The sequence below is a fragment of the Pseudodesulfovibrio senegalensis genome (assembly GCF_008830225.1).
Classification (GTDB): Bacteria; Desulfobacterota; Desulfovibrionia; order Desulfovibrionales; family Desulfovibrionaceae; genus Pseudodesulfovibrio; species Pseudodesulfovibrio senegalensis.
Window position 1 is genome coordinate 26,381 of sequence record NZ_WAIE01000006.1, and the last position, 18,975, is coordinate 45,355.

An 18,975-nucleotide genomic window follows, 5' to 3' on the forward strand; every position below is an offset into this window, starting at 1 on the left:
GCGCAAGATGGCGGCATGGGACGGACGGTTCGCGACAATGGTAGCAGGAGCCCGGCCCGGCGGGCAAATCCTTTATTGCCTCCGGGTATTGTCCGGAACGCGGTCCGTACGCCTCCCCCCAAACAGGCCCCTCTGCACTCATTCCGCCAAAGGCAAAGGTGGAGAAAGGGCAGAGAGCCAGACGCAAAAAAAAGGCAGGGGCGACGCGTATTTCGCATACGCGAGGCTCTGCCCTTGTTTGCAGCAACGCTGCTATCGGCCCTTTCTCCGCACACCCAAACGCAAAACAGCCTCTGCACACATTCCGCCAAAGGCAAAAGTGGAGAAAGGGCGGAGAGCCAGACGCAAAAAAAAGGCAGGGTCGACGCGTATTTCGCATACGCGAGGCTCTGCCCTTTTTTGCAGCAACGCCGCTATCGGCCCTTTATCCGCCTTTGCCTCAAAGGCTCATGCGCACCCAATGCAACTGCCGATCACGCTGCACGCGCAACAGGATGGTGTTGGCCAGGCGGTTGCGCAGGAATGCGGACAGCGTGTCCCCGGCACTGCGAAGCCGCAGGTTGCCGATCTGATGAATGATGTCGCCGGGCCGCAGGTGAATGCGCTGGGCCGCGGTATTGGGTTCCACGGAGGAAACCATCGCGCCCTGGCCCCGGGGATTGTCCTTGAGCCGGAACCCCCAGCGCCGGGCCATGAGGCTGGCCGCCGCATTGCGGGTCATGGCCGCCGGCCGCACGCGCACCTGCATGTTTTTGCCGCCGCGCACAAGCCCGAGGGTGAGTTCTTCGGAACGGGTCTGGCTGCGCAGGCGCACCAGATAGTCGTCCTTGTCGCGCACGGCCGTATTGTTCACGGTCAGGAGTACGTCGCCGGGCTGGATGCCGGCCGCCCGGGCCGGGGTTTTTTCGAAAACTTCGGTGACGATCATGCCGTGCAGGCTGGTCAGCCCGAAATACAGGGCCGCACCCTGATCAATGTTCTGTCCGGAAAGCCCGAGCCACACCGGAGCCACATGCCCGGAGCTGATGAGTTCCGTAACCACGGACCGGGCCTTGTTGATGGGGATGGCGAACCCGATGCCTTCGCCCTTGGCGTGGATGGCGGTATTGATGCCGATGAGTTCGCCCCGGATGTTCAGCAGCGGCCCGCCCGAGTTGCCCGGGTTGATGGCCGCGTCGGTCTGGATGAAGTTGCCGGACCGGCCCCGGTCCGTGTTGATGGTGCGGTTGAGCGCCGAGACCACGCCGGTGGTCACGGTGTGGTCGAACCCGTAGGGATTGCCGATGGCTATGACAGTCTCGCCGATGAGGATGCCGTCCGAATCACCCATCTTCACGGCGGGCAGGGGCGCATCGTTCTTGACCCGCAGCACGGCCAGATCAAAGTCCGGGTCCGAACCGATCATTTCCGCGGGCAGTTCGCGCCCGTCCGTAAGCCGCACGGAAATCTCGGACGCGCCGGAAATGACATGGGCGTTGGTCAGCACCAGCCCGGCCTTGCCGTTGATGATGACCCCGGAGCCGAGACTGCCGGACTTGCGGGTTCGGCCCTGATTGCCGCCGAACAGCCGCTGTTCCAGAAAACGGGCAATGGGATCGTCCCCGAACATGGACCCGCGCTGACGAATGCGCACGGCGGTGATGCTGACCACGGAAGGGCTGACCGACTGCACGGCCTTGACCACCGGGGTGCGGCGCAATTCATCGACATAGGCGTTCGCGCAAACCGGAAACGCGGTCACAAACAACAAGAGAACAGCAAGAAAACGTACCATGACTAGGGCCTCCGGGCCATGCGTTGCAGGCGCTGGATGCGCTCCTGAATGGGCGGATGCGTGCTGAACAGGTTGCCCATGCGCCGCCCGCTGAACGGGGAGACGATAAACATGTTTTCCGTGGCTGGAGAGCCTTCAAGCGGGAGTTGTCGGGAGGCCGTATCCATCTTTGCCAGAGCCGAGGCAAGGGACAGGGGTTCCCTGGAGATTTTCGCGCCGGTCTCGTCTGCCAGAAACTCCCGGGACCGGGAGATGGCCATCTGGATCAGGGTGGCGGCCACCGGGGCCAGAAAAGCCATGGCCAGCGCGGCCAATGGATTGCCGCCGTCCTCGTCGTCCGAACCGATGCCGAAAATGGCGGTGAACTGCAGGATGTTGGCCAGCATGACAATGGCGCCGCCCAGCACCGCGGCCACGGTCTGCACCAGTATGTCGCGGTTGGCGATATGCCCGATCTCGTGGGCCAGCACGCCCCTGAGTTCGTCCGGGTTGAGCATGCGCACGATGCCGCGGGTCACGGCCACCACCGCATTTTCCGGGTTGCGTCCCGTGGCAAAGGCGTTGGGCTGGTCCTGGGGCACCAGCACGATGCGCGGCTTGGGAATGCCCGCGTTGGCGGCCAGCTCCTCCACCATGGCGTGGATGGCCGGGGCGTCTCCGCGCGAAAGATCGCGCGCCTTGTACATGGAAAGCACGACCTTGTCGGAATACCAATAGCTGCCGAGGTTCATGACAATGGCGACCATGAAGGCGATGAACAGCCCGACGCGGCCGCCGAACATGCCGCCGAGGAACATGAGCAGGCCCGTGAGCAGACCCAACAGAAGAACGGTTTTTATATTGCTCGTCATTTCTTGCTACCTCCGTAAAAGCACGAACTACTAAATAGGTCCTGTACGGGCTTCGTCAAGCGTGGCGGGCAAAATCCAGAAGAAGCGCATCTGATCGAAAAAAAGAAAACCGGCCCGTGCGCAACATCACGGGCCGGTTCTGTTTTCAGGGATTGCAAGGAAAGGCTAGGCCTGAACCGCGTCAGCCACTTTTCCGGCCCAGTCGCAAATCTCATCGCGATCCGGGTCACCGTCGATCTTGAGGGAGTCGCCCACGATGGTGGCCCCCAGTTTTTCGGCCTTTTCCTCAATGGCGTCCACCGCACCGCAAAAGTAGGTGTAGCTGGAATCGCCGCATCCGAACACGGAGACCTTCCTGTCCTTGAGGTTGGCGTTATCCATATCCTCGTACAGGGGGATGAAGTCGTCCTGCAGTTCGATCTCGTCGTCGCCCCAGGTGGAGCTGCCGAGCAGAGTCAGCACGTTGTCGCCGTTGCCGAGTTCCGGCGCGGACACGTCTTCCGCGCTCTTGAGGGTCACATCGAACCCGCGCTCGGAAAAGACGCCCGCAATGTATTCGGCCGTGGTTTCCGTATTGCCTGTGGTGGAACCATACACGATTAAGACTTTGGACATGTTGGCATCCTCATTGTTGTAACCTGTTGCCATGCGCCGGGCGCATGTGTGTATTATTGAAATTGAATTTCAAAGTCAACATAAGAGGAGCACGACAGGCTGTAATAATCATGGAGCGGCGCACACGGAAAAAGCCCGTGCACAAGGCGCGATGGCATGAATCTTCGCAAACAGGTACTAGCGCACGATGACTTCCACGCGCCGGTTTTTCGGTTCGCTGACCCCGTCGGCCGTGGGTACGAGCGGATTCTCCTCGCCGTGGGAGATGATCTGCACGATGTCCGCTGGCAGGCCGCGCTTGACCAGCTGCCTGCCGATGCGTTTGGCCCGGCGCAGGGAAAGCCCGAAGTTGTAGGTGGCGTCGCCCATGGAGTCGGTATGGCCGATGACGCTCACGTCCGTGGAGGCGCGGTCCTTCCATGTCTGCACCACTTCAGGCAGGAGCTTTGCGGAATCCGGCTTGAGCCGCGTGGAATCGTGGAAAAAATACAGGATGAACCGTGCCGGGCGCTGGGGCGCGGCCTTGAGCGCCTGAGCGAACATGCGCTGCACCCGCTGTTCTGAAACAGCCTCAGGTTCGCCCGCCTCGGACTTGGAGCTCACGGCAACGGCGGTATAGGCCGTGTTGACCACAACGGGCTCGCCCTGCTCCGGCCTGACCGAAATGGCCCCGACATTGCCGTCCAGATCAGGCAAAAGTACAAAGGATTCCTTGCCGCACCCAGCCAAAACAAGAACCAGCGCCAGCAGCAACAGCAGTCGTTTCATGCGTATCCCCCCTGAATCTCTTTTGGAAAATGAAAACGCCCGCTAGGGAACCTTGACCAGAAAGCGCGTGCCGCGAATGCCGATGGTGGAAAGCGGGGTCCGCACCTTCATGGATTCCGGAGAAACCTTGGCCATCTGGCCGGTAATGAACTGGGCCGTGCCGCGGGTCATGTTCACCAGAAAGTCCGTGGCCTTTTCCGCTGGATCAAAAACAAAGGAGTCCACGGCAATGCGCGATCCCGGCCCCATGGAAAGCATGGTGTCGTCGCGAAAGGTCACACCCATGGACCCGTCCCCGGTTTCCAGCACGTCTCCCTGCAGCACGTGCAGCCCGGTCTCGGCAGCCAGAGACTCCGCGCCGCGCAGGATGCGGCAGTCTCCGTCCACGGTCCTGACCGAACCGGCAAAATCAAGGGCTGCACAGGGCAGGGCCAGAACAAGAACCAAAAATGCCAAAACCAGTGCCAGACGCATGCCATCCCCCCTGATGCGCCAATCCGGATCGGATTGGCGGTTTTTGATGCCGCAACCATACACCGCGTGCCGCAAAAAAATCAAACCGGGATTGTCCGGGGCAAAACCTGCCGCGGCATTGACCGTTTGGTGCGGCCCTGCCATATGCAACGGAAAAAGGAGACCGGCATGAAACGAACGGAAAACAGGGACACCCTCGTCCACCATTGGCAGAAATTCAAGAGACACCTGCCCGAAATGGCCGAAGCCTACGACGGCGAGTCCCGGGCCGCCTATGCGCCGGGACATCTGGACGCCAAGACCAAGCGGCTCATGGCCATTGCCGTGGCCGTGGCCAGCAAATGCGAAGGGTGCATGATCTTTCAGACCGACCATGCGCTGGAGCAGGGCGCGACCCCCGAGGAAATCATGGAAGCCTGCGGGGTGGCGGTTTCGCTGGGCGGCACCATGGCGGCCTCCGAGGTTACCGTGGTCATGGAATATCTGGCGGAGCTGGGTAAAATCTAGGGCGAGGTGCCGTCCGCGGTGCGGTCCATGGTGCGGTAGTTAATGGCCTCGGCCAGATGGTCCACGGTGATGGCGGGCGCAGCCTCAAGGTCGGCCACGGTGCGGGCGATGCGCAAAATGCGCGTATAGGCGCGCGCGGAAAGCCCGAGCGTGCGCACGGCCTGTTCCAGAAAGGCGTGCTCGTCCGCGCCGCAGGCGCAATGCTCCTCAAGGCTGGAGCCGGTCAGTTCGGAGTTGGTGTGCAGGGGCAGGTCCGCAAACCGCTCCCGCTGGATGGCGCGGGCCGCGAGAATACGCTCGCGCATGCCTGCGGAATCCACGGAGCTGCCGGTCTGCTTCAAGTCCTCATAGGGCACGGCGGGCACGTCCACATGCAGGTCGATGCGGTCCAGCAGCGGGCCGGAAAGCTTGCCCCGATAGCGCTGCACGGCCAGCGGCGAGCAGGTGCACACGTGGGTGTCGTCGGTCAGGTAGCCGCAGGGGCACGGGTTCATGGCCGCCACCAGCATGAAATCCGCGGGATAGCTCAGAGACACCAGCGAACGGGAAATGGACACCTCGCCGTCCTCGATGGGCTGACGCAATACTTCCAGCGCGCCCTTCTTGAATTCGGGCATTTCGTCCAGAAAGAGCACGCCCCGGTGCGCCAGCGAGACCTCGCCCGGCAGGGGCGTGCGGCCGCCGCCGATGAGTCCCACATCGGAAATGGTGTGGTGCGGGGAGCGGAACGGTCGGGTGACCATGAGCGCGCGCGTGCGGTCCAGCTGCCCGGCCACGGAATAAATCTTGGTGACCTCGAGGGCCTCGGAAAAATCAAGGGGCGGGAGCACCGTGGGAATTCGCTGGGCCAGCATGGTCTTGCCACTGCCCGGAGGCCCGATGAACAAGAGGTTGTGCCCGCCCGCGGCCGCGATCTCGATGGCCCGCTTGGCATGCTCCTGTCCCTTGACCTCGGAAAAATCCATGAGGAAATTGCGGCGCTCGGCCCACAGGGTGTCGATGTCCACGTCGGCCGGGGCCATGTCCTCTTCGCCCAGCAGCAGGGCCACGACCTGCGCCAGACTCTCCACGCCGTATACGGGCAAATCGCGCACCACGGCGGCCTCTCCCGCATTGGCAGCAGGCACGATCAGCCCGCGCGCCTGCCCCTTGTGCGCGGCCATGGCCAGCGGCAGGACCCCGTTGACGGCCTTGCATTCCCCGGTGAGCGAAAGCTCGCCCGCCATGAACCAGCCGTGCACGGCCTCGGCTGGCAACACCCCGGACGCGGCCAAAAGACCCACGGCCAGCGGCAGGTCATAGGAACTGCCCTCCTTGCGCATGTTGGCAGGGGCAAGATTCACGGTGATGCGCGCGGGCGGCAGCTTGTAGCCGCTGTTCTTGAGCGCGGAATAGACGCGTTCCTTGGATTCGCGCACCGCGCCCTCGGCCAGCCCCACCATGGTGAAGGCGGGCAGGCCCGAGCGGGAGAAATCAACTTCGAGCTCGACTTTGAAGGCATCGATGCCCATGAGGGCGGCGCAGGAGACAGTAGCGATCATGTAACTTCCAGATGAGTTGCTTGTACGGACAACGAGTATCGAAAACGTACACATATATAGAGGCCACTGCAAACCCTCCGCTTTCCCGCCACGAAAAAGACGGCCTATCTGGGCCAGCAATGCGAACGCTTGCGATTCTTCTTTGCCGGGTCATGCCCACCTTCACGATGGGCACGGCAGGCACACAGGCCATCCTGAATACGCGATGATCTTCAAACCGGAATGACTGTGCCGCGGGCGGATGCCGTTCGCCCGTTTGACGGTCCGGGGGCGCGCCCACGGCCTCGGCGGCTATGCGCCGAAATTGCAGGGGAACGAGGACACGATGTCTCCGGGCTCGCGCTTGGAGCCGCGCAGATGGTTATACATGTTGGTATCATGCACCACCTGCAGCCACAGCGGGAGCGTTTTGGCCTGTATGACCGGGGCGACCTCATGAATGGAGGGATGGTCCACCCAGAAGACAGTATGCGGATCGTGCCTGCGCTCCATGAGGCTCACGAACGCGTTGGTGGCGTCCTCGAAGTCGTAGAAATCGCCGTCAAACCACTGCAACCCGTTGGGAAAATTGACGTACAGCGTGTCCGAGGGCTGGAGCGCGGCCTCGTCCAGCGAGTTGGCCACCTCGTGCAGGCAATGCACGAAGCGCGTGGACAGGGCGTCGTCATTGTCCAGCCGCGTGGTCAGGAACCACTCCGCATCCGGGGCGATCTCCTGCATGCGGCTCACGGCCGTGGGCATGACCGTGTCAAAGGCTCCGCAGTAGACCGGCTCGAAATTGGGGTAGCGGGCATAGGTGTCGATGATGCGCCGGATATGCGGCGGGGTCTGTTCGTCAAACAGCACCAGCCATGTGAAATCCTGATTGAGTTGGGCCTGCACCGTGGGAAAGCAGAACCGCTGGAACAGGTCGAGCCGCAGCGAGAGCCACGCGTTTTCCAGGCGGCTGGCAAACTCCGTGGGATAGATGTTCACATTGAAACGCGTGATGATGAAATGATGATACTCCATGATCCCCTCTGCGAACCCGTTTGTTGCCCATGAACACCGCCAGCGCAACACGGCGCGCAACGGGCATTGATGATCCTGATCCCTCGCATACCTGTATTCAGCCCATGCTCTTTTGTAAAGAATGCACCGCGTTGCACCCGGTTGCCTTGGCAAGGTTCGCAAAACAAGGGCCGGACCGGTCGCCCGGTCGGCCCTTGTGGATACACACTCATGGCAAACGCCGAAGGTCAGTCGGCCGTGGCCTGAACACGCTCTTCCTGCGTCATGTCGGCCAGGGCGCGGATTTCATCCACCTCCAGTCCCAGCCCTTCGGCCACGCGTGCCCCGTAGTCCGGGTCGGCCTTGTAGAACAGGGCGGCCTGACGGCGTTGCAGCCGCTTTTGCGCACCGCCCAGATGGGCCACGATGTTGCCCACCAGATGCTCCCTGTCCCGGTCGTTCATGACCGTGCGGAACAGGTTGCCCGGCTGCACGAAGTCATCGTTGTCATGATTGAACTCATGACGCCCGCCCATGCCTTCCAACGGGATGTGCGGCTCGTCGGAAACCCCGTCCGGCACCGGACCGCCCATACTGTTGGGCCAGTAGTTGGGCGCGCCGCCGCCGTTGGCGTCCGTGCGCATGGCCCCGTCCCGCTGATAGTTGGCGGCCGGGGCGTTTTTGGGCGCGTTGACCGGAATAAGATGGTAATTGGGACCGAGGCGATGAATATGCGTATCGCGATACGAAAGCAGGCGCGCCTGCAGCATCTTGTCCGGCGATGGCGCGATTCCCGGCACCAGCATGCTGGGGCAGAACGCGGCCTGCTCCACCTCGGCAAAATAGTTTTCCGGATTGCGGTTCAGCACCAGCTTGCCCACGGTCATGGGCGGGACCTCGGCGTGCGGCCAGACCTTGGTGATGTCGAAAATGTCCCAGCCGAAATCCTGCGCCTGTTCCGGGGTCAGAATCTGCATTTCAAGGGTCCACGAAGGATGCTCCCCGCGCTCGATGGCTTCATGCAGGTCGCGCGTGGCGTGATCCGGGTCCGAGCCGCACAGTTCGCCCGCTTCCTGCCGGGTCAGGTTGCGGATGCCCTGGTCGGTCTTGAAGTGGTATTGCACCCAGAAATAGTCGCCCGCCGCATTATACCATTTATAGGTATGGCTGGAGTAGCCGTTCATGTGGCGGTAAGTGGCCGGGGTGCCGCGATCCGAAAACAGCACCGTGACCTGATGCACGGATTCCGGAGTCAGGGACAGAAAATCCCAGAACATGTCCGCATCCTTGAGATTGGTAGCCGGATGCCGCTTCTGGGTATGGATGAAGTCCGGAAATTTGAGGGGGTCGCGGATGAAGAACACGGGCGTGTTGTTGCCCACGAAATCGTAATTGCCTTCCTCGGTGTAGAACTTGACCGCAAAACCGCGCGGGTCACGCTCGGCATCGGCAGAGCCCTTTTCCCCGCCCACCGTGGAAAAACGTGCAAAGACCTCGGTGCGTTTGCCCTTTTCGGAAAGGAACGCGGCCTTGGTGTACGGGGTCAGGTCCGCGGTGACTTCGAAATAGCCGTAGGCCCCGGCCCCCTTGGCGTGCACAACGCGCTCGGGGATGCGCTCCCGGTCGAAATGCGCCAGTTTTTCAATGAGATGAACATCCTGCATGAGCACCGGGCCGCGCGGGCCTGCGGTCATGCTGTTGAGGTCGTTGCCCACAGGGGAGCCGAACGACGTGGTCAGTGTCTTTTTTTTCCCAGCCATGACTGATCTCCCTGTTGCCGAAGTTGCAGCCGACCGGAGCGGAGGGAGCCCGTCGCTCCCCCCGTTCATTGGCGGCTGTTTATTCGCTCTTGAAGAACTTGTCCGGCGCAACGTTGCACACCGAACATTTTTCCGAAGGTTGGCCCTTGACCGTGTTGCCGCACACCGAGCACACGTAGTAGTCCACGCCCTCAAGCCCGGCGGGGTCGTTGAGCGCCTCGGTGTACAGGCCCGAATGCAGTTCCTCCACCTGATTGGCAAAGTCGAAATACCGGGCCGCGGCGCGGTTGCCCTCTTCCTCGGCATCCTTGATCATGGCCGGGTACATGCTTTCGTATTCATACACTTCGCCCTCGTTGGCGGCGCGCAGGTTTTCCTCGGTGGTGCCGATGCCCTTCATCAGGCGCAGGTGCGCGTGGGCGTGGATGGTCTCGGCCTCGGCCACGGCACGGAACAGCTTGGCCACCTGGGTCAGGCCTTCCTTGTCCGCCTGCGCGGCAAAAGCGAGATACTTGCGGTTGGCCTGCGACTCTCCGGCAAATGCGTTTTTCAGATTTTCCTGCGTCTTGCTCATGATTCACAACTCCCTGAATTGATTTTCCGTTTCATGAATGACCCGGATATCCGGATCGAATATTTATTGGATGCAACTAAGTAGTAACCATTCCTATTTAGAAAAAGGGGGCAACTCTGTCAACGGAAAAATCAGGATCAATATACCAATATGCGGACAAAATGCACACGAATAAACATCAAGAATACGCCACGCAGTCCTTTTCCCACGATTGCAGCGACTTGGGACCGCGACTCTTGACAGCCCGGGCGTGCTGGCTCACCATCATCATGCAACGCGCACCAGCAAAGGAGCAGATTCATGACCATAACCGTGACCACGCCAGCCCTGTTGTTTCCGGCCATATCCTTATTTATGCTGGCCTTTACCAACCGCTTTCTTTCGCTGGGCAGCCGCATCCGTGCGCTGCACGACCATTTTCGCCAGACCAGCGACGAGTCCGTGCGCAAGCAGATCGACAACCTGCGCAAGCGGATCTTCATGATCCGCAATATGCAGGGACTGGGCGTCATGTCCATGTTCACCTGCGTGCTGTCCATGGTTTGCCTGTTCGAAAACTGGCAGCTGGCCGGAGAAATCCTGTTCGGCATCAGCCTGGCTCTGCTGCTGGCATCATTGTGGATATCGTTTCTGGAAATCAGAATCTCCGTGAACGCGCTGGAAATCCTGCTCGCGGATCTGGAAAAAAGATAAGAGAGCCTCCGGCGGCCAAAGAACCTTTTGAAAAAGGTTCTTTGGAATCTCCAAAATTTTTTGGCGAGCGGCCCGGTCAGCGATGCTGACCGGGCCGCTGGTCTTTGGCGGGGCTGACCACATTAAAAAACAGGTGAAAATTCTGTCTTTTGTTACCCCCCAATCTGACAGGCTGTTAAAAAAGGTTTGAGTGCAAGGCGAAAGAAAAGAGTAAGGCCGAAGCGTACTTCATGTACGCGAGGATTTGCTCTTTTTGCATCAACGCTGCAATCGGGCCTTTATCGACAGCCTGAAGGGATGTGTCCCTTGCCCGCCAGAGGCGAAATCCCATCGTCCAATACCGCCGAAGGCGGCATCAACCGTCTCTTCTTCAAAAAAAAACCCCGCGCACCATTTCCGGTGCGCGGGGTTCGGATGATTGGTATGAGGCCTAGTCCTCGGCCTTGACGTACCAGCCGGACGACTGGGTCAGCAGGGACTGGATGCGTCCCACCAGCGCGTGCGGGTCAGTCAGGTAGCCTTCCAGCAGCAGCGCGGATTCATAGAGCTGGCGCGCGGCCTGCTCCACGAACGGATCGTCGTTGTTCTTGGCGTAGATGTCGATCATGTTGCGCACAAGGGCGTGGTCCGGATTGATCTCCAGCACCTTGACCGGAATGGAGGTGTCCTTGCTCACCGCGCGCATGATCTTGTCCATGGAACTGGTGACGTGGCCGTCCGGGTTGGAGAGGCAGACCGGGGAGTCGGACAGACGGGCCGAGACCTTGACCTCGGAAACCGAATCGCCCAGCACTTCCTTGATGCGGGCCATGAGCTTGTCCAACGTGGAGGACTGTTCCTCGTTCAGTTCGGGAACGTCCGGCTCGTCGGCCTTGCTCTCAAAGGCGTCCAGCGCGGCCGGGTCCGCGTGCTCGGCGGCCACCAGCTTGAATTCCTCGAACTCGCGGATGGTGTCCATGGCAAATTCGTCGATGGGTTCATAGAGGTAGAGCACCTCGATGCCCTTGCGCCGGAACATTTCCAGATGCGGGTTCAGGGCCAGCGCCTCGCGCGACGCCCCGTAGGCGTAGTATATCTCTTTCTGGCCTTCGCGGGCTCGGCTCACGTAGTCGGCCAGCGAGGTCAGGCCGTCCGCGTCTTCCTGCTCCGAGGAGTTGAAACGCACCAGCTTGGCGTAGCGGTCCTTGTGGATGAAATCCATGTACCCGGCCTTGAAGATGGAGCCGTGCTCCTTCCAGAACTCGGCATAGCGGTCCGCGTTGTCCGCGGCCATCTTTTCCAGATGCGAAAGCACCTGCTTGGTCAGGGTGGAGCTGATCTTGCGCATGAGCACGTTGTCCTGCAGCGTCTCGCGCGAGATGTTCAGGGGCAGGTCCTCGGTGTCCACGACCCCGCGCACAAAGCTCAGGTATTCGGGCAGCAGGTCCTTGTTCTGGTGCTGGATGAGCACCCGGCGCACGTAGAGGTCCAGGCCCCAGTTGTCGCGGTTCATGCCCGTGAGAAAATCCGTGCTCTTGGGCGGGATGAACATGAGCGCGTTGAACTGCACGGGCGCGTCCACGGAGATGTGCATGGTGTCAAAGGGATCTTCGCTGTCGAAGGTCAGGAACTTGTAGAACTCCGCGTACTGCTCGGGCTTGATCTGGAACTTGGGCTCGCGCCACAGGGCGGGCACGGTGTTGACCCGCTCGTCGCCCACCATGATGGGGAAGTTCACGAAGTTGGAGTGCTTGGTCAGCACCTGTTTGATGTGGGCCGTGTTGGTGAATTGGCCCTTGAGGTCGTCCTTGAGCTGCACGGTGATGGACGTGCCGCGCGGCAGGTCTTCGTCCAGCTCCTGCAGCTTGTAGTCGGTGCGGCCGTCCGAGGTCCAAACGATGACCGGGGAATCCGGCTGCATGGAGCGGGTCTTCACGGTCACTTCGTCGGCCACCATGTATACGGAATAGAAGCCCACGCCGAACCGGCCGATGAGCGTATCCAGCGATTCCTTGCCTTCCTGGGCCAGCTTGGCGATCTGGGCCGTGCCGGAATGGGCGATGGTGCCGATGTTGGCCATGACTTCCTCGCGGGTCATGCCCACGCCCGTATCGGTTACGGTGACGGTTCCGGCTTCCTCGTCGGTCTCGATGCGGATTTCCAGCGGCAGGGAATCATCGGCCCCGTTGTCCGCAGTGCTGGACTGGAACCGGTATTTTTCCAATGCGTCGGACGCGTTGGAAACCAGCTCGCGCAGAAAGATTTCCTTGTTGGTGTACAGGGAATGAACAAGAATATCGAGAAGCTGGCTGATTTCAGCCTTGAACTTGTGGGTGGTTTTTCTACCCATGGATAAACCTCCTTGCAAAACGCCGGAGAACCGGGCGGCCACGTGACCGCCCGGCCCGGTTCAAACTATGGGGGAATGGTTGCCGCGAAATCGCAGGCTGCGAACCGCGACCGATATTAGGTAGTTACGGTTTTGATCTTGTCAAGAAGGTACTTTTCCATCTCGCGCCGGTCCTTGCGGATGCGTACCAGCTCGGCCTCCATGATGCGCAGCTTTTCCTTGAGCTCGGCATTTTCGCTGCGCAGGGCGTCCACATCATCCGTGCTTGCGGAAATACGGCTTACGGCCTGTTGCACTTCCTCGCGGATGGAATCCAATTCCGCAGAATCCGCGGCCCCCGGAGCCAACACGCTGCGCACGCCTTCGCCGATGGACCGGGCAATCTCAAGGCCGATGGCCGAGGCCATCTTCATGGCGCCGTCCATGCCCGCCACGGCCACGCCCGAACCGGACGCCGGGGCATCGCCCACGGCCGGAACAGCGTCCGCCTGCAAGGGATAGGACTGGCTCAGATGCTCCATGACATCCCGAGCCGTATGCCCTTCCTTGAGCATGGTGGAGATCACGGAAAAAATTTCCACGGCCTCGGGCCTGAACCGCTTCTGCCGCCCGCGCCCCACGCTGGGCAGGTGCTGCGCAAACCGGTTCTTCCAGTAATGCACCGTGGACTCGGGCAACTCCAACTCGCGCGCGATCTCCGCCACGGAAAGCAACTTCTTGCCAGTCATGAAACCCCCTCGTTCGCAGACTGTTGTTGTTTTTCATTGTAGTACAACCTTTCCGTGCGCCACGCAACCCTGCTACGACATTTTATCCCTCTGAATTTCGGAACTTTTCCGTTCACCGTTGTTCGCAGAATACGTTGTGGTTCATAATTCATGATTTTTTCTAGACTTTTTTGCAAAAGAGACTGGGGACCAGCGAATACCAGTGTGCGATCCACAACCTCCCCGTATACGACTCCATATTCAGATATAGATTGTGTCTATTTATAACATAGATATATACCGATAATAACGATTGGTATCCAAAGCTTCCATTTTCTATGATGCATAATCGCCGATTTGCCCGGTAAAACGCGAGGAACACGGCATCGGCTCACCACATCTTCCAAGGAGAGGGCTTCATGAAAAACTTTCTTGCCACGAGATCGGGCATCGTGATCGTGGGACTGATCATCGGCGTACTCGCCCCGTTGCTGCAATACATGGGCAACCCCGGCAACATGGGCATCTGCGTGGCCTGCTTCGAGCGGGACATTGCCGGGGCCATCGGCATGCACCGGGCCGGCGTTGTCCAGTACATGCGACCGGAAATCATCGGTTTCGTGCTCGGCTCGCTGGTGGCGGCCTTTGCGGCCCGCGACTTCCGCCCCCGGGCAGGGTCTGCGCCCATCGTGCGTTTCGTGCTGGGCGTATTCGCCATGATCGGAGCGCTGGTATTTCTGGGCTGCCCGTGGCGTGCCCTGCTGCGGCTGGCCGGCGGCGACCTGAACGCCATCTTCGGCATTATCGGCCTCATCGCCGGTGTCTGGATCGGCACCTATTTCTTCCGCACCGGCTACACGCTGGGCCGCGCCAACAAGGCTCCGGCCACCGTGGGCCTGCTCATGCCCGTGATCATGGTCGGCGCGCTGGCGCTGCTGCTGCTGTTCCCGCAGATTTCCGGCAAGCCGACCAGCGGTGTGCTCTTTTACAGCCTCAAGGGCCCCGGTGCCATGCACGCGCCCCTGTTCATCGCGCTGGGCGTGGGCCTTGTGGTGGGCATCATCGCCCAACGCAGCCGTTTTTGCACCATGGGCGCATTCCGCGACGTGATCCTCTTCCGCCAGACGCACCTGCTTTGCGGCGTGCTGGCCCTGCTGGTGGCCGCCACGGTCATGAACCTCGTGCTCGGCCAGTTCCACACGGGGTTTGAAGGACAGCCCGTGGCCCACACGCAGGGACTGTGGAACTTCATGGGCATGGTGCTGGCGGGCCTGTGCTTTGCGCTGGCCGGCGGCTGCCCCGGGCGCCAGCTCTTCCTTTCCGGCGAGGGCGACGGCGACGCCGCCGTGTTCGTGCTGGGCATGGTCGTTGGTGCGGCCTTTGCCCACAACTTCGGGCTGGCCAGTTCTCCCAAGGGCATCGGCCCGCATGGCATGGCCGCGGTTGTGATCGGACTGGTCACCTGCCTGGCCATCGGATTCACCATGCGCAAAAAGGCCTGACGAACAGTATGCTGCCGGGTCGTCACCGGCCCGAGCAGATTCGTCAGCGAACAGTACCTTAATGACCAAGGAGTCGAGCATGAATACAGTTGACGCACGGGGCCTTTCCTGCCCCCAACCGGTTCTGGACACGCTGACCGCCATTGCGGGCCAGCCTTCCGGGTCCATCGAAATCCTCGTGGACACGCAGGCATCGCGTGAAAACGTGTGCCGCGCGGCCCAATCCAAGGGCTGGTCCGTGGAATCGGACACCGAGGAAAACAACGAATACCGTATCGTCATCACCAAGGGCTGACATGGCTTTCTGGAAATTCGGCAAAAAAAAGGCGGCTCCCGGTTCTGCTTCGGCGGACCGGGGGTTGCTGGTCTTTGAAAACACCAGCGAAGTCATCCGCGCCGAATCCGTGCTCAAGGAGCACGGCTGGACCGTGCGGGTCATGGGGCCGCCCCCGGAACTGCGCACGGGTTGCGATCTGGTCATCGAGTTTCCGCTCATCGAAGAGCTGAACGCCATCCGCCTGCTGGAGCAGGCCGGAGCGAGCCTGCCCCTTTCCGTGGTGCCGGTGAACAGCCCCCTGCTGACCCCGGTGGACCTGTTTCAGGTCAAGGATTTCGGCGACTGGATCATGGTCCGCGCCGCCAACATGAAGCTGACCGTGGAAAAGGCCAGCCGTACCATCGTCAACATTTCGGGCGGCGGCTGCCCGGACGTGCCCTATCTGGGCGTGCGGCTCATCGGCAAGACCCTTGAGGACGCGCCGCACCCGCGCGATGTGGGCCACACCCTGTGCGGCTACGCCCTTGCACTGGCTTTCGAGGAGATGCGCAGGCAATGCTCGCAATAGTAGGCACCATACCCGACCCGGGCGTGGACATTCTGGACGGCCCGGTGGTCAGACGCGGACAGGCCATGTTCGTGGAAGAACAGGCCGTGGATACGGACCGGGGAACACCGGCCCTGCTGGCCTCGGCCCTTGCGGCCTGCGAATTTCTCGGGCTGGACGTGCCCCACGCCCTGCTGGTTGGGGACGAAGGTCTGGGCCACGGCAGCCGCAACCTCTATCGCCACCTGAGCGAAGTGCTGCCCGGACGAAACTACACCACCATGGCCTACCACTACCTGCAGCCGGACACGGACTGGCACGATCGCGTGCTGCTGGCCATGCAGTCCATGGCAACCATGCCGAAAATCGTGGCCGACGCCGGATTCATGTATGCGGCCAAGATGAGCGGGCAGTCGGGCGTCTACGACCTGTTCACCCCGGACGCGGGAGAACTGGCCTTTCTGGCCGACCCGGACGCGCCCCATCCCTTTTACACGCGCGGCTTCATCCTGCACGACGACCAGGACGTCCCGGCCCGCATTGCCGAGGCCTACGAGCACGGCAACAGCGCGCGCTGCCTGCTGGTCAAGGGCGGCACGGACCGCGTTGCTCAAAACGGCCGGGTCCTGTACACGGTGAACGGTACGCGCCCGGGCAGCGATTCCCCCATGGAGGCCGCAAGCATGAAAGCGGTGGAGGCCATGGAGGCCATGGGCGGCACCGGCGATACCATCACGGGCATGGCCGCGGCGCTCATGGAATCCGGCATGGCCGCGCCCGAGGCCGCCCATGTGGCGGCGCAGGCAAACCGCGTGGCCGGCGACATTGCCCGCCCCACGCCTGCCAGCCAGATCCATGAACTGATCCAACACATACCCGCAGCCCTCGATCGGGTCATGAAACAGGCCGGTTGAGCACAAACCGCGAAAACACAGCAATGAAGGACAACACCGCGCCCGTTCATCCGGGCATGACCCTGCTGGACACCGTGGCCCAGTTCCCGGCCACCGAAGACGTGTTCCGCTCCCGCGACGAACAGGCCGGAAAATGCCTGCTGTGCACCGCGCTGTTCGACACCATCGCACAGGTGGCTCAGGACAACTGCCTTGACCTGGAATCCCTGCTTACCGAACTGAACGAGGCTGCCGGCCGGTAACCCGCCTTTTGCCCCTTCGTCACGTTTTCCGTACAAAACCGCACGGTTCGCTTTTGTTTTTTCCGCTTTTTCACTCCGTGTTCACCACTCGACGCATCCGTTTTGTGCCCATCGGCTTTTTTTGCGCACATTTCTTATTTTAGCAAAATTCATTGACATAATATTTTTTCATTAGATAAATAGAAAGCCAGAACTTTTCTTTTTGAAACAGTGAGGGCTTTCATGAAAAAGAAATTCGATGCCCACGACAGGCATCTGGTGGCCACGTTGACCAACGACGGACAAATGTCCGTTGGCAAGGTGGCGGACCGGCTCGGAGTGACCGCGCCCACAGTGCGCTCGCGGCTCAAGAATCTGGTCACGGCCGGAGCCGTGCGCGTGGCCGCGCTGGTCAACCCCATGAAGGCGCGCGGCCTGACCGTGGCCTTGGTGGGAATCTCCCTGCAGAGCCACAAAATGCTGGACGAAAAGCTCGAACAGATATCCACGCTGGCGCGGGTGAACTGGTGCGCCGTGGTCACAGGCCGCTACGATATCATTGTGGAGATAACCTGCGGCGAGGATATTGGCGACCTCTACGACTTTCTGGACAAGGACCTTTCGCAGGTGGGCGGCATCAACTCCAGCGAGTCGTTCGTGGTCATGAAGAGCAAGCGCAAATGGCTCTACCTCCCCGAGGCCGTGACCCAAAAATTCCAAAAATAGGCAAACACCGGACCCATCCGGAAACCATAACAACTTTCACGCAAGGAGCAGACCATGATCATCGGTATCCCCAAGGAAATCAAAACACTGGAAAACCGTGTTTCCATGACCCCCGGCGCGGTGGAAACCCTTGTCCGCCAAGGCCATTCCGTGCTGGTGGAAGGCGGCGCAGGCGTGGGCAGCGGACTGGCCGACGAGGAATACCGTCAGGCCGGAGCCACCATCGTGCCCACGGCAGCCGAGGCCTGGGGCGCGGAAATGGTCATCAAGGTCAAGGAACCCGTTGCCCCGGAATACGGTTTTTTGCGCAAGGACCTGCTCCTGTTCACCTACCTGCACCTTGCTGCCGAGGAAGCTTTGACCAAGGCCATGCTCGATTCCGGCGTGACCGGCATCGCCTATGAAACGGTCAAGGACAGGGCCGGAACCCTGCCCCTGCTGACCCCCATGTCCGAGGTTGCCGGCCGCATGGCCACGCAGGTGGGCGCGCACCATCTGGAAAAGAGCCAGGGCGGCCGCGGCATGCTGCTGGGCGGCGTTCCCGGCGTTCCCCCGGCGCAGGTGGTGGTCATCGGCGGCGGCGTGGTGGGCACCAATGCCGCACGCATCGCCATGGGCATGGGCGCGCGCGTCATGGTCATCGACCTTTCGCACCAGCGCCTGCAGTATCTGGACGACATCTTTGACGGCCGTCTGGTGACCATGACCTCCACGGAACCCAACATCCGCGCGGCCGTGCAACAGGCCGACCTGCTGGTGGGCGCGGTGCTCGTGCCCGGAGCAAAGGCTCCCAAGCTGGTGACCCGCGACATGCTGCCCACCATGAAGAAAGGCTCGGTCATCGTGGACGTGGCCGTGGACCAGGGCGGCTGTGTGGAAACCATCAAGGCCACCACGCACGACGCGCCCACCTACGTGGTGGACGACGTGGTCCACTACGGCGTGGCCAACATGCCCGGCGCGGTTCCCCGGACCTCCACCTTCGCACTGGTCAACCAGACCCTGCCCTATGCCCTGCGCATCGCCAAGGACGGCCTCGGCGCCCTGCGGCAGGACCCGGGTCTGGCTCTGGGCCTGAACACCATGGAAGGAACCCTGACCTGTCCTGCCGTGGGCGATGCCTTCGGCATGGACTGCACCACCCCGGAACAGGCTCTGGGCATCTAACATCACCATCATGAAGCGGCGGCACGGCACGGCTCGTG

At 61.3% G+C, this 18,975-nt stretch carries 20 protein-coding genes; 9 read left to right on the plus strand and 11 right to left on the minus strand.

What is annotated here, in order from left to right:
* Positions 1–439: 439 nt before the first annotated feature.
* The 5 genes from F8A88_RS12620 to F8A88_RS15790 form a co-directional block, all read right to left on the minus strand.
* Positions 440–1,774 carry a trypsin-like peptidase domain-containing protein gene (locus F8A88_RS12620; protein WP_151151532.1) on the minus strand — a complete coding sequence of 445 codons (1,335 nt, stop codon included), beginning with the start codon at positions 1,772–1,774 and terminating at the stop codon, positions 440–442.
* A 2-nt stretch (positions 1,775–1,776) separates the two neighbouring features.
* Positions 1,777–2,625 carry a zinc metalloprotease HtpX gene (locus F8A88_RS12625; protein WP_151151533.1) on the minus strand — a complete coding sequence of 283 codons (849 nt, stop codon included), beginning with the start codon at positions 2,623–2,625 and terminating at the stop codon, positions 1,777–1,779.
* Between the two features lie 165 nt (positions 2,626–2,790).
* Entirely contained in the window at positions 2,791–3,240 is a 450-nt protein-coding gene (locus tag F8A88_RS12630; RefSeq protein WP_151151534.1) for a flavodoxin, read from the minus strand.
* 177 nt (positions 3,241–3,417) lie between these two features.
* A complete protein-coding gene (locus F8A88_RS12635; protein ID WP_151151535.1) occupies positions 3,418–4,008 on the minus strand; it encodes an OmpA family protein in 591 nt (196 codons plus the stop codon).
* 42 nt (positions 4,009–4,050) lie between these two features.
* Entirely contained in the window at positions 4,051–4,482 is a 432-nt protein-coding gene (locus F8A88_RS15790) for a FecR family protein (protein WP_161598414.1), read from the minus strand.
* Between the two features lie 168 nt (positions 4,483–4,650).
* On the opposite strand from F8A88_RS15790, the gene F8A88_RS12645 reads away from it, so the two are divergent.
* Positions 4,651–4,989, plus strand: a complete 339-nt coding sequence (locus tag F8A88_RS12645; RefSeq protein WP_161598415.1) for a carboxymuconolactone decarboxylase family protein — start codon at positions 4,651–4,653, stop codon at positions 4,987–4,989.
* Here F8A88_RS12645 and F8A88_RS12650 read toward each other — a convergent pair.
* From F8A88_RS12650 to F8A88_RS12665, 4 genes are all read right to left on the minus strand, one after another.
* Complete coding sequence (locus tag F8A88_RS12650; protein WP_151151538.1) at positions 4,986–6,530, minus strand: YifB family Mg chelatase-like AAA ATPase; 1,545 nt, start codon at positions 6,528–6,530, stop codon at positions 4,986–4,988. The genes F8A88_RS12645 and F8A88_RS12650 overlap by 4 nt on opposite strands.
* Before the next feature lie 291 nt (positions 6,531–6,821).
* Entirely contained in the window at positions 6,822–7,541 is a 720-nt protein-coding gene (locus tag F8A88_RS12655) for a glycosyltransferase (protein ID WP_151151539.1), read from the minus strand.
* A 227-nt stretch (positions 7,542–7,768) separates the two neighbouring features.
* On the minus strand, positions 7,769–9,280 hold the full coding sequence (locus tag F8A88_RS12660) for a catalase (protein ID WP_151151540.1): 1,512 nt from the start codon (positions 9,278–9,280) through the stop codon (positions 7,769–7,771).
* 79 nt (positions 9,281–9,359) lie between these two features.
* Positions 9,360–9,854, minus strand: a complete 495-nt coding sequence (locus tag F8A88_RS12665) for a rubrerythrin family protein (protein WP_151151541.1) — start codon at positions 9,852–9,854, stop codon at positions 9,360–9,362.
* Between the two features lie 300 nt (positions 9,855–10,154).
* Here F8A88_RS12665 and F8A88_RS12670 point away from each other — a divergent pair, with 300 nt between their 5' ends.
* Positions 10,155–10,547: a DUF2721 domain-containing protein gene (locus tag F8A88_RS12670; protein WP_151151542.1), complete on the plus strand. Its 393-nt coding sequence runs from the start codon at positions 10,155–10,157 to the stop codon at positions 10,545–10,547.
* A 430-nt stretch (positions 10,548–10,977) separates the two neighbouring features.
* Here the strand turns inward: F8A88_RS12670 and htpG are convergent, their stop codons facing one another.
* Positions 10,978–12,876: a molecular chaperone HtpG gene (gene htpG, locus F8A88_RS12675; RefSeq protein ID WP_151151543.1), complete on the minus strand. Its 1,899-nt coding sequence runs from the start codon at positions 12,874–12,876 to the stop codon at positions 10,978–10,980.
* A gap of 116 nt (positions 12,877–12,992) precedes the next feature.
* Positions 12,993–13,604 carry a MerR family transcriptional regulator gene (locus tag F8A88_RS12680; protein ID WP_151151544.1) on the minus strand — a complete coding sequence of 204 codons (612 nt, stop codon included), beginning with the start codon at positions 13,602–13,604 and terminating at the stop codon, positions 12,993–12,995.
* Between the two features lie 398 nt (positions 13,605–14,002).
* Here F8A88_RS12680 and yedE point away from each other — a divergent pair, with 398 nt between their 5' ends.
* The 7 genes from yedE to ald all read left to right on the plus strand — a co-directional run bounded on the left by yedE (position 14,003) and on the right by ald (position 18,937).
* Positions 14,003–15,085 (plus strand): YedE family putative selenium transporter, encoded by a 1,083-nt coding sequence (yedE, locus tag F8A88_RS12685; protein WP_151151545.1) that lies wholly within the window; start codon positions 14,003–14,005, stop codon positions 15,083–15,085.
* Between the two features lie 79 nt (positions 15,086–15,164).
* A complete protein-coding gene (locus F8A88_RS12690) occupies positions 15,165–15,380 on the plus strand; it encodes a sulfurtransferase TusA family protein (RefSeq protein ID WP_151151546.1) in 216 nt (71 codons plus the stop codon).
* A 1-nt stretch (position 15,381) separates the two neighbouring features.
* On the plus strand, positions 15,382–15,930 hold the full coding sequence (locus F8A88_RS12695; RefSeq protein ID WP_151151547.1) for a putative Se/S carrier protein: 549 nt from the start codon (positions 15,382–15,384) through the stop codon (positions 15,928–15,930).
* Positions 15,918–16,823 (plus strand): carbohydrate kinase family protein, encoded by a 906-nt coding sequence (locus F8A88_RS12700; RefSeq protein WP_151151548.1) that lies wholly within the window; start codon positions 15,918–15,920, stop codon positions 16,821–16,823. Before F8A88_RS12695 ends, F8A88_RS12700 begins: the two co-directional genes overlap by 13 nt.
* A gap of 23 nt (positions 16,824–16,846) precedes the next feature.
* Positions 16,847–17,065 (plus strand): hypothetical protein, encoded by a 219-nt coding sequence (locus F8A88_RS12705; RefSeq protein WP_151151549.1) that lies wholly within the window; start codon positions 16,847–16,849, stop codon positions 17,063–17,065.
* A 222-nt stretch (positions 17,066–17,287) separates the two neighbouring features.
* Positions 17,288–17,770, plus strand: a complete 483-nt coding sequence (locus tag F8A88_RS12710) for an Lrp/AsnC family transcriptional regulator (protein ID WP_151151550.1) — start codon at positions 17,288–17,290, stop codon at positions 17,768–17,770.
* A gap of 54 nt (positions 17,771–17,824) precedes the next feature.
* Complete coding sequence (gene ald, locus F8A88_RS12715) at positions 17,825–18,937, plus strand: alanine dehydrogenase (RefSeq protein WP_151151551.1); 1,113 nt, start codon at positions 17,825–17,827, stop codon at positions 18,935–18,937.
* Positions 18,938–18,975 lie beyond the last annotated feature (38 nt).